Genomic DNA, 8,762 nt, shown 5'->3' on the forward strand with positions numbered 1-8,762 from the left:
TTCGCCTACTTTAAAATATTTTCGAATAGTTCATCGGCTGGGACGGTTTCTTTCGTCATTCCTTTGTCTTTCAGCCATTTATTTTGTTTTTCCCATGATTCTTTTGAATCTGATAAAAATGGCTCATCTTTCGTTTCCATCTTCTCTAATAAAATTTTCATACTTTCTTTTTCAACTTCTGGCACAAGCGGGAAGTTTTCTTTTTCTTGATGATTTAATAAAATATTTAATGCTTCATCTGGATTTTTCTTCATGAAATCATAGCCTTTTTTCGTACCACGTAAGAAGGCTTGCAACGCTTCTTTATCTTTTTTCAACGTTTTATCACCTGTTACAAATACAAGCTCATGATAATTCGGTACACCATAATCTGCTGGATTAAAGTACGCTGGTTCATGACCTTCATGACGCATAACAGGTACTTCATGGTTAATGTATGCCCCTGTTACCGCATCCACTTTTTTCGTAATTAATGCTGGTACTAAATCAAAGCCAACATCGACTACTTTCACTGTATCTGGATTACCACCAGCTTCTTTTACCATCGTTTTTAAATACATCTCACTTAAAGGTGTTCCAGAATATCCAACTGTTTTCCCCTCTAAATCTTTTGGCGATTGAATGCCTGCTGACTTCAGTGATACAACATGATTTAATGGGGAACGTACGACAGCTCCAATTGATTTCACTGGAATTTGTTCGTTTGCTTTTGCCATAACAACATCTGGTTGATAATATAAGCCAACCGTTACTTTTCCTGCAGCTGCTAAAGTTAATGGATCAGTCGGATTAGAAGGGAATTTAATATTCACCTTTACTCCTTCTTCTTTAAAATAGCCTTTTTCAATTGCTGCATAAATAAAGCTATGTACCGCATTTGGGTACCAATCAAGCATGACCGTTATTTCTTTTTCTTTTTTACTCTTATCTGATGCTGAATTACTAGAACATCCAGCAATCATTGCAACTAATAATGTAAACACAAAGATGCGTTTTAATAATTTCATGAATGCTTCCTCCAACTAATGAATTTCTTTTCTAATATCGAAATAAGGATGACGAAGAAAATAGCTAGTAATGATAACAATACAATGGGTGCAAATACACCTGCTCCGTCTAACTGCGTCATCATTCTTTTACTGAAATATCCTAACCCAGCTTGCGCACCGAGCCATTCGCCAATTGCTGCTCCGATAACACTAAGCGGAACTGCGATTTTTAAAGCTGAGAAAAAATAAGGAAGAGCAGACGGCAATTTTAATTTAAGAAAAACATCTTTTTTCGTTGCCCCGTATGTAACTAAAAGCTCTTCCCATTCTTTTTTCGTACTGCGTAGTCCATCATACGTATTGACCGCAATCGGGAAAAACGTAATTAAAACCGTAATAACGACTTTACTCCAAATCGTATATCCAAACCATAAAACGAAGAGCGGAGCAAGCGCTGTAATAGGAATCGTTTGTGAAGCGACTAATAATGGATAAAATGCTCTCTCCATCCAATTACTCGCGTTCATTAACATCGCTAGCCCTACCCCAAGTACGATAGAAATTGCCACACCTATTAAAACGACATATAATGTTGCCGGCAAATGAACCGTAAATAATATATCTTTTAGTTTCCATATCTTCATTACAATCGCAGACGGTGACGGTAAAATGTACATTTCATCTACGATCCTTGCGCCTACTTCCCAAAAGGCAAGTAAAATACTAGAAAGTGTAAGGGCAGGTAATAGCTCCTTCAACCGGTTCATCATACGAGTACCTGCCTTTGTAACATACTAAGAAGCTCATCTTTAAGCGCTAACACTTCAGGTTTATATAAATCTTTTCTTGTTCGATTACAATCAAGCGGTACAACCCTCTCGGTTAAAGTAGTTATCGGTTGCTGCTCTACTACTAAAATTCGATTAGAAAGAAACAACGCTTCTTCCACATCATGAGTGATAAATAAAATTGTTTTTTCCCACTCTTTCCATTGTTCAAACAGCCATTCTTGCAAAGATGCCTTCGTTAAAGCGTCCAACGCGCTAAACGGTTCATCTAACAACAATACCTCCCCACCTGTTAATAAAGTCCGAATAAAAGATACGCGTTGTCTCATACCACCAGATAAATCTTTCGGATATTTTGTCTCATACCCTTGTAAGCCAAATTTATGTAGCAGTTCCTTGGCCTTTATTTGTGCTTCTTTCTTCTGTACACCTTGACACTCTAGCGGCAGAGCAGCATTCTCAATAATCGTTCGCCACGGCAGGAGCATATCTTTTTGGGGCATATACCCTACAGGATGGCTCTTCGTTTCTGTCAGCTCTATCTGCCCAGTACTTACTTCTTCTAAACCTGTAATAAGGCGAAATAGAGTACTTTTCCCGCATCCACTCGGTCCGATAATACTTACAAACTCTTTATCTTGTATAGAAGCATTTAATTCATTGATGATTGGTTTCTCATCATAATGAAAAGAAACATTATGAAACTGTAGTATGTTCTTGCTCCTCAAATCCCCACATCTCCTTACGATAGGACATATCCCAGAATAAATATTCAAATCGACTGGAATATAGGAAAATCTCCTCTAATTGATCTAGCTCTTTTTCAGACTTTCCAACTGCCATTTCATTTAATAAATCGATTAACCAAATACAAAGGTTACCGTATTCTTCAGAACTATATCCTTGAATCCACTCACCAAAGAACTCATGATCTCTTGCTCCAGAAATATCATTTAAACGCTTTCCAATTTCCCAGTAGCTCCACATACATGGAAGAAGTGCTGCTATTAATTCCGCAAGTGTGCCATTTTGAGATACAGACATCATGTAATTTGTATAAGCCAAATTTTTAGCAGATGGCTTTGCAGACTCTATCTCCTCTATAGAAATTCCCAGTCTTTTTGCATATTGTTTATGGATTGTCATTTCTCCATTTAATATGCCATCAATTTGTTCAGCAAATTTCCCCATTACTTGTGGATTTGTTGCTTTTACAACACCAATCGCATATAGCTTTGCATAATCTAACAAATATAAATAATCTTGAATAATGTAATACTGAAACTTATCTTTTTCTAACGTGCCATCCCCCATACCTACTACAAACGGATGATTATGACTCATCTCCCAAACTGGTTGTACAGTTTCTAATAATCTATCGCAAAATTTCATTTCGCTATCCCCTTCCGGTATGTGTATTTAAATAAAAAACCACTTCTAAATAAGAAGTGGTTACAGCAAATAAAATTATAATTTATTCGTTGCTCCACTTCCCTTCGCTAGTATTACCTAGATCAGGTCTGTAAGGGTTAAGGATTATTCCTCTCTCAGCACAACAAGCACCCCTAGTGGTTTCAATATGAAATTTTTAAACAAAAAAGCCCCGTTTCTATACGCAAAGAAACGGGGACTTATTATTAGTGTCCGAATTGCTTCCCTACGCTAGCATAATCTAGATCAGGTAATGAAAAGGATCAAAGGCTTACGGCCTACTCTCAGCTGGCAACACCAGCTCTCCTAGCAAACTATGAAATTATCACTGTCAGTATAACATCGTAATAAGACATCATCAACTGTTTTAATTTTCTCAATTGTCAACAAAATAACAAAACTATATAATACTTATATTCTATCTTAGAAATTATTATCCTAATTAATTGGATAATAAGGAATCATTATCCTCAAAAAATTTATTTTTATATTGATTTCATATTACATTTATGTGAATACACCCACTATATTATATCTTTATACTATAATAAAATTACAACTATACAACTAGAGGAGGTCTCTATTATATGAATATGAAAGCTACTGCTTTAACAGCAACTACTGTAGCGATTGCTTCTTTACTTCCTTCTATGGGTGAAACAAATGTACAAAAAGCAAACGCTGAACAATTATCTAATATTAAAACTGGGTATGTCAAAGTCGATCAAGTAGCATTACATACAGAAGATAGCGTAAAAAGCACATCAATTGATACAATTCGCTTTAATACAAAAGTGAACATCCTTGAAATAACTAATGGTTGGTATAAAGTATCTGTTCATAATAAAGTAGGTTATGTACAAAAAGATGCTATTTTACTAAAAAACAAACTTCGATCTAATGATCAATACATCGTCAATGCTAATGCATTGAACGTTCGCTCCGAACCTAATTTAGAATCTTCCATTTTAGATGTATTACCAAATGGCAAGTTCATTACCGTTCAAGAAGATCAAGGCGAATGGTATAAAATATCACATAATGGCCAAACAGGTTACGTACAAAAAGCATTCATCTCTAATGGTTCACAGCCCTTAGTAAAAGGAATCACCGTTCAAAATAATACAAAATATACTGTTGCAACACCTAATCTGAATGTACGTAGCAACACTAGTACAAGTAGCGCTCTACTCGGTTCATTACAAAAAGGTACACAAGTACAAGTAGTAGAAACTGCAGGAACTTGGTATAAAATTCGTTTTGGCACAGGATACGGATATGTAGCAAAACACTATGTAGTACAAAATCAACCACAAGCCAAAACAGATCAGCCTTCATCTATTCCAGCTGCTTTCAAATTCCCTGCTCAAGGAAGAATTAGCTCAACCTTTGATATACGCTGGGAACAAATGCATTATGGTATAGATATTGCCGCTCCAGGGAACGTCTCTATCCAAGCTGCTGCTGCAGGTAAAGTTGTGAAATCTTATTATTCAGCTAGCTATGGCAATGTTGTTTTCATTGCGCATCAAATCAATGGGAAATTATATACAACTGTTTATGCTCATATGAAGGATCGCACTGTACAAGCTGGTGATCAAGTACAAACTGGACAATTAGTAGGTCATATGGGAAACACCGGTCATTCATACGGGCAACATCTTCATTTTGAATTACATAATGGAGAATGGAATTTTGAAAAAACAAATGCAGTAAATCCACTGCCATATTTAGTTAGGTAAGTTGTATGCCACGCAATATACCTCTTATAATTGAATACGTAGCCTTTTTAGGTTTAATCTGTTGTTTAATCATTTACAATACAAACATTGTATTTTTATCTATTATTATTGCTTTTGTTGCATTAGAAATTATGATGGAATCATTTCAAGTGCAACTAAAACAAAAAATTGCCCATATTTATAACGCTATATTTCTTTTGAGTGCTCTCATAACAAATATAATTAGTAATGGCTTTTATTTATCTACTGTATTTCCAATATTCTTTATGGCTGTTTTATTATTTGTAGCTAGATATATTAATGTCCCTTATAACCAAAAACAAGAACAAGAAGCTTAGAAAGAGGAGACACTGTGTACCAATCTTTCAAAGATACTCCAATAAAATACATATTGAATTTGTATAAGAAAGCCAATACTTTTTTTGGTATACAAGGAAGTTATACTGCACAACTTCTCCTATATGGAATGTTGTTTCTTGTCTTAATCACTTTCTCCTTGTTTTACTAACAAAAAAGGATCTCACATAAACTGGAGATCCTTTTTAATTTATATTAATTTTTCATATCGAAAATATTGTTTATCCACAAGCATATTTTTCATAAATAAAGCTCAGATTATATTTTTTCTCTAAGCTCATTCGTTGTTCGTCATCGCACCAATAGAAAAGAATATCATGAATCGTTGCGTAACGCTTATTTTTAAGAAATAGCCTAAAGAATGATGGTAAACAATCATGTAATTGTATAAATATATAATTGCGTAGTGTTTCTTCTTTATATTCAATGCCCTTACAAATATACAGTAATTCTTCACAATAATATGCATGCTGTGGAACTTGTATCATTTCGAAAAATGGCACATAAGATAGTAGCTTTCCAATAAAATGACCGTATCGATCCATTACTCCTAGCGTCATATGCTCCATCATTTCTTTCATCACATATAAATAATCATCTACATGAGTTGTCTTTAACGGGTCTAAGCGATCGGAAATTTGAGATAATACAGCTCTTTGACATGCTAAAACTGCCTGACTAGGTCCATAATATGATAGGAAATCTGTACACTTACGATATTTACGTAATAAATCATGTGTATATAAATCATATACGAAAGTATTACAATACATTGCTAAACTCATCATATCACTATTTAATTGCTCTTTTGATAATGATTTCGCTCTCTTGCACATATAAAAGAATGTAAACTCCAATACTTCTTTATGAGATAATAAATGTTTACAATCGGTTATACATTTCTCATTAAATTTAACTCTATCCCAAATTTCAATATCCCTATCTGTCAGTTCACCTATACGATATTTAATAATTAAATAGTTTAAAGCAACTGATTGCGTCAAAAGATCCCATGTTTCATATTCCAATGAAGTATGAACAAACTCAGCTAATCCTTGCGCTATCATAAAAGCATTTGCCTCTTCATACCAACCAATCTCTTGGCATAAGCGAAGAATACGCACTAAAGTTGGAATTTCATCTTTATGAAACTGCGGTAAATTCTTTACTTTATTCATGCCATATACGATAAATGCCGCTAAATTTTCTTCTTTATAAAATTCTTTCTCTTTCCATACTAATATAGTTCGTTCTTTCCCCTCACCTTTTGGGTGACAAGGTACAAGCAAAGAAAATAATTCAGCGAAATTATTTGGTTCTATATATGTATCTGTAACCAAATTCCAATTTGGATCGCCCTGTACAGCCTTCATATAATTCCCCTTCCCTTTTCATCTATGTAGGAAATATTAATTTAATATCGAACCATTAAAAATTAATATTGTTATATTCAAAATCTCTCATAATACTTATATCTATCAGTATATCATCTTTTCTCTTATTAAAAATTAAGAATAACAAATTTTAAAAAACTGTCGAAATTATTCACCATATACTTATTATATAATGCCTCAGATACATCACGCTAATATATTAGTTTAATCCATATATACTAGAATAATGCATCTGAACTTTATATATAATTTAGCTCTTTATGAGTGACCATTAAAATCTCGGTTAATTAAAGTTTCAATTTATTCTGTATGCTCTGAGATTTCGCTCAAGGCAAATCCAGCTTGATCATCTGCCGATTCCCTTATAGCTAAATCTCCTAGTGCTAACATGCCAATAAGCTGACCACTATCAACTACTGGTAACCGTCTAATTTGATACTGTGCCATTAGCTCTGTAGCCTTTTCAATAGAATCATTTGGAGAAACTGAGATAATATTTGTTGTCATTACATTTGTAATTTTATTAGATCCAGGATGTTTTTCAGCAATCCCTCGAACAACTAAATCTCGATCAGTAACAAGCCCAACAACTTGCTCATTTTCAACAACAGGAATTAATCCAACCGATTCTTCCTTCATTTTTACAGCTGCCTCATATACATTGTCTAGTGGTGTACAATGTACAATATGGGTACTCATTAAGTCTCTAACTTGTGTCATTATTTATTTCCTCCTTTTTATACATACCATAGCTTTTCCAAAATTCCTTTATTTATTTCTGGAAAGTAACATTATAAAAAGGATTAACAAAATAAAAAAGAGCCAGCATAATGCTGACTCTTTTTTGTATGACCCGTACGGGATTCGAACCCGTGTTACCGCCGTGAAAGGGCGGTGTCTTAACCACTTGACCAACGGGCCATGGCTCCGCAGGTAGGACTCGAACCTACGACCGATCGGTTAACAGCCGATAGCTCTACCACTGAGCTACTGCGGAATAATATATGGTGGGCCTAAATGGACTCGAACCATCGACCTCACGCTTATCAGGCGTGCGCTCTAACCAGCTGAGCTATAGGCCCATATACTTACAGGGGCAGTAGGAATCGAACCCACACTGGAGGTTTTGGAGACCTCAGTTCTACCTTTAAACTATGCCCCTAAATGATGCCGGCTAGAGGACTTGAACCCCCAACCTACTGATTACAAGTCAGTTGCTCTACCAATTGAGCTAAGCCGGCATAAAAAAAATGGTGGCTCGGGACGGAATCGAACCGCCGACACGAGGATTTTCAGTCCTCTGCTCTACCGACTGAGCTACCGAGCCAACATAAATGGCGGTCCCGACCGGGGTCGAACCGGCGATCTCCTGCGTGACAGGCAGGCATGTTAACCACTACACCACGGGACCATTTGGTTGCCGGGACAGGATTTGAACCTGCGACCTTCGGGTTATGAGCCCGACGAGCTACCGTACTGCTCCACCCCGCGACAATATTAAATTTAAAAAATGGAGGAGGTAGAGGGATTCGAACCCCCGCGCGACTCTCGCCGCCTGTCGGTTTTCAAGACCGATCCCTTCAGCCGAACTTGGGTATACCTCCAGCCGAACTTGGGTATACCTCCATGAAGGAAAAATAAATATTTTATTATTATATGTCTAAACCATTTAAAAGAAAATGGAGGAGGTAGAGGGATTCGAACCCCCGCGCGATTCTCACCGCCTGTCGGTTTTCAAGACCGATCCCTTCAGCCGAACTTGGGTATACCTCCGAGACATATATTAAATAAAGTGGAGCCTAGCGGGATCGAACCGCTGACCTCCTGCGTGCAAGGCAGGCGCTCTCCCAGCTGAGCTAAGGCCCCATGTTTTTTGTAATATCGGGAAGACAGGATTTGAACCTGCGACCCCCTGGTCCCAAACCAGGTGCTCTACCAAGCTGAGCCACTTCCCGTTAATAAAAGCGCGCCCGAGAGGAGTCGAACCCCTAACCTCTTGATCCGTAGTCAAACGCTCTATCCAATTGAGCTACGGGCGCATATGGTGCCGAGGGCGGGGGT

General features: G+C 36.6%; 8 protein-coding genes, 13 tRNA genes and 2 riboswitches. Of the genes, 2 read left to right on the forward strand and 19 right to left on the reverse strand.

Annotation, left to right across the window (positions count from 1 at the left end; translation table 11 throughout):
* Nucleotides 1-5 precede the first annotated feature (5 nt).
* From ASE54_RS33160 to tenA, 4 genes are read right to left on the reverse strand one after another with little or no spacing between them, the layout of a single operon-like run.
* Nucleotides 6-1,007 carry an ABC transporter substrate-binding protein gene (locus tag ASE54_RS33160; protein WP_000771336.1) on the reverse strand — a complete coding sequence of 334 codons (1,002 nt, stop codon included), beginning with the start codon at nt 1,005-1,007 and terminating at the stop codon, nt 6-8.
* Nucleotides 1,004-1,756, reverse strand: a complete 753-nt coding sequence (locus ASE54_RS33165; RefSeq protein WP_014895181.1) for an ABC transporter permease — start codon at nt 1,754-1,756, stop codon at nt 1,004-1,006. The genes ASE54_RS33160 and ASE54_RS33165 overlap by 4 nt, the downstream gene beginning before the upstream one ends.
* A complete protein-coding gene (locus ASE54_RS33170; protein ID WP_001256821.1) occupies nt 1,756-2,505 on the reverse strand; it encodes an ABC transporter ATP-binding protein in 750 nt (249 codons plus the stop codon). Before ASE54_RS33170 ends, ASE54_RS33165 begins: the two co-directional genes overlap by 1 nt.
* On the reverse strand, nt 2,474-3,169 hold the full coding sequence (gene tenA, locus ASE54_RS33175; protein WP_000666835.1) for a thiaminase II: 696 nt from the start codon (nt 3,167-3,169) through the stop codon (nt 2,474-2,476). Before tenA ends, ASE54_RS33170 begins: the two co-directional genes overlap by 32 nt.
* An 82-nt stretch (nt 3,170-3,251) precedes the next feature.
* A riboswitch (TPP riboswitch) is annotated at nt 3,252-3,354 on the reverse strand.
* 60 nt (nt 3,355-3,414) lie between these two features.
* Nucleotides 3,415-3,526: riboswitch (TPP riboswitch) on the reverse strand.
* A 269-nt stretch (nt 3,527-3,795) separates the two neighbouring features.
* Between tenA and ASE54_RS33180 the strand changes: the two genes are divergently transcribed.
* Together ASE54_RS33180 and ASE54_RS33185 are read left to right on the forward strand one after the other, a co-directional pair.
* Nucleotides 3,796-4,950, forward strand: coding sequence for an SH3 domain-containing protein (locus tag ASE54_RS33180; protein WP_001056038.1), 1,155 nt, complete (start codon nt 3,796-3,798; stop codon nt 4,948-4,950).
* Between the two features lie 5 nt (nt 4,951-4,955).
* The gene (locus ASE54_RS33185; protein WP_001137820.1) at nt 4,956-5,288 is read left to right on the forward strand and encodes a hypothetical protein; all 333 of its coding nucleotides are present in this window, start codon (nt 4,956-4,958) and stop codon (nt 5,286-5,288) included.
* Between the two features lie 240 nt (nt 5,289-5,528).
* On the opposite strand, the gene ASE54_RS33190 is transcribed toward ASE54_RS33185, so the two are convergent.
* From ASE54_RS33190 to ASE54_RS33260, 15 genes are all read right to left on the reverse strand, one after another.
* Nucleotides 5,529-6,680: a DUF3965 domain-containing protein gene (locus ASE54_RS33190; protein WP_000648916.1), complete on the reverse strand. Its 1,152-nt coding sequence runs from the start codon at nt 6,678-6,680 to the stop codon at nt 5,529-5,531.
* Nucleotides 6,681-7,001: 321 nt separating this feature from the next.
* Complete coding sequence (locus tag ASE54_RS33195) at nt 7,002-7,421, reverse strand: CBS domain-containing protein (RefSeq protein WP_000195542.1); 420 nt, start codon at nt 7,419-7,421, stop codon at nt 7,002-7,004.
* A 129-nt stretch (nt 7,422-7,550) separates the two neighbouring features.
* Nucleotides 7,551-7,622 (reverse strand) — tRNA-Glu (locus ASE54_RS33200).
* Nucleotide 7,623: 1 nt separating this feature from the next.
* A tRNA-Asn gene (locus tag ASE54_RS33205) sits at nt 7,624-7,698 on the reverse strand.
* 8 nt (nt 7,699-7,706) lie between these two features.
* Nucleotides 7,707-7,783, reverse strand: a tRNA-Ile gene (locus ASE54_RS33210).
* A 9-nt stretch (nt 7,784-7,792) separates the two neighbouring features.
* Nucleotides 7,793-7,863: transfer RNA gene (locus tag ASE54_RS33215), tRNA-Trp, on the reverse strand.
* A 6-nt stretch (nt 7,864-7,869) separates the two neighbouring features.
* Nucleotides 7,870-7,942: transfer RNA gene (locus ASE54_RS33220), tRNA-Thr, on the reverse strand.
* A 10-nt stretch (nt 7,943-7,952) separates the two neighbouring features.
* A tRNA-Phe gene (locus ASE54_RS33225) sits at nt 7,953-8,028 on the reverse strand.
* A gap of 8 nt (nt 8,029-8,036) precedes the next feature.
* A tRNA-Asp gene (locus ASE54_RS33230) sits at nt 8,037-8,112 on the reverse strand.
* 3 nt (nt 8,113-8,115) lie between these two features.
* Nucleotides 8,116-8,192, reverse strand: a tRNA-Met gene (locus ASE54_RS33235).
* 20 nt (nt 8,193-8,212) lie between these two features.
* A tRNA-Ser gene (locus ASE54_RS33240) sits at nt 8,213-8,305 on the reverse strand.
* A 76-nt stretch (nt 8,306-8,381) separates the two neighbouring features.
* A tRNA-Ser gene (locus ASE54_RS33245) sits at nt 8,382-8,474 on the reverse strand.
* A gap of 20 nt (nt 8,475-8,494) precedes the next feature.
* A tRNA-Ala gene (locus tag ASE54_RS33250) sits at nt 8,495-8,567 on the reverse strand.
* A 15-nt stretch (nt 8,568-8,582) separates the two neighbouring features.
* Nucleotides 8,583-8,656: transfer RNA gene (locus ASE54_RS33255), tRNA-Pro, on the reverse strand.
* A 10-nt stretch (nt 8,657-8,666) separates the two neighbouring features.
* A tRNA-Arg gene (locus ASE54_RS33260) sits at nt 8,667-8,740 on the reverse strand.
* Nucleotides 8,741-8,762 lie beyond the last annotated feature (22 nt).

This window comes from Bacillus sp. Root131, assembly GCF_001429475.1.
GTDB classification, from domain to species: Bacteria; Bacillota; Bacilli; order Bacillales; family Bacillaceae_G; genus Bacillus_A; species Bacillus_A thuringiensis_S.

Bases quoted from the DNA above. Each gene is read 5' to 3' on its own strand.
- ASE54_RS33160 (WP_000771336.1), bottom strand. From the start codon at position 1,007: ATGAAATTATTAAAACGCATCTTTGTGTTTACATTATTAGTTGCAATG.
- ASE54_RS33165 (WP_014895181.1), bottom strand. From the start codon at position 1,756: ATGAACCGGTTGAAGGAGCTATTACCTGCCCTTACACTTTCTAGTATT.
- tenA (WP_000666835.1), bottom strand. From the start codon at position 3,169: ATGAAATTTTGCGATAGATTATTAGAAACTGTACAACCAGTTTGGGAG.
- ASE54_RS33180 (WP_001056038.1), top strand. From the start codon at position 3,796: ATGAATATGAAAGCTACTGCTTTAACAGCAACTACTGTAGCGATTGCT.
- ASE54_RS33185 (WP_001137820.1), top strand. From the start codon at position 4,956: ATGCCACGCAATATACCTCTTATAATTGAATACGTAGCCTTTTTAGGT.
- ASE54_RS33190 (WP_000648916.1), bottom strand. From the start codon at position 6,680: ATGAAGGCTGTACAGGGCGATCCAAATTGGAATTTGGTTACAGATACA.
- ASE54_RS33195 (WP_000195542.1), bottom strand. From the start codon at position 7,421: ATGACACAAGTTAGAGACTTAATGAGTACCCATATTGTACATTGTACA.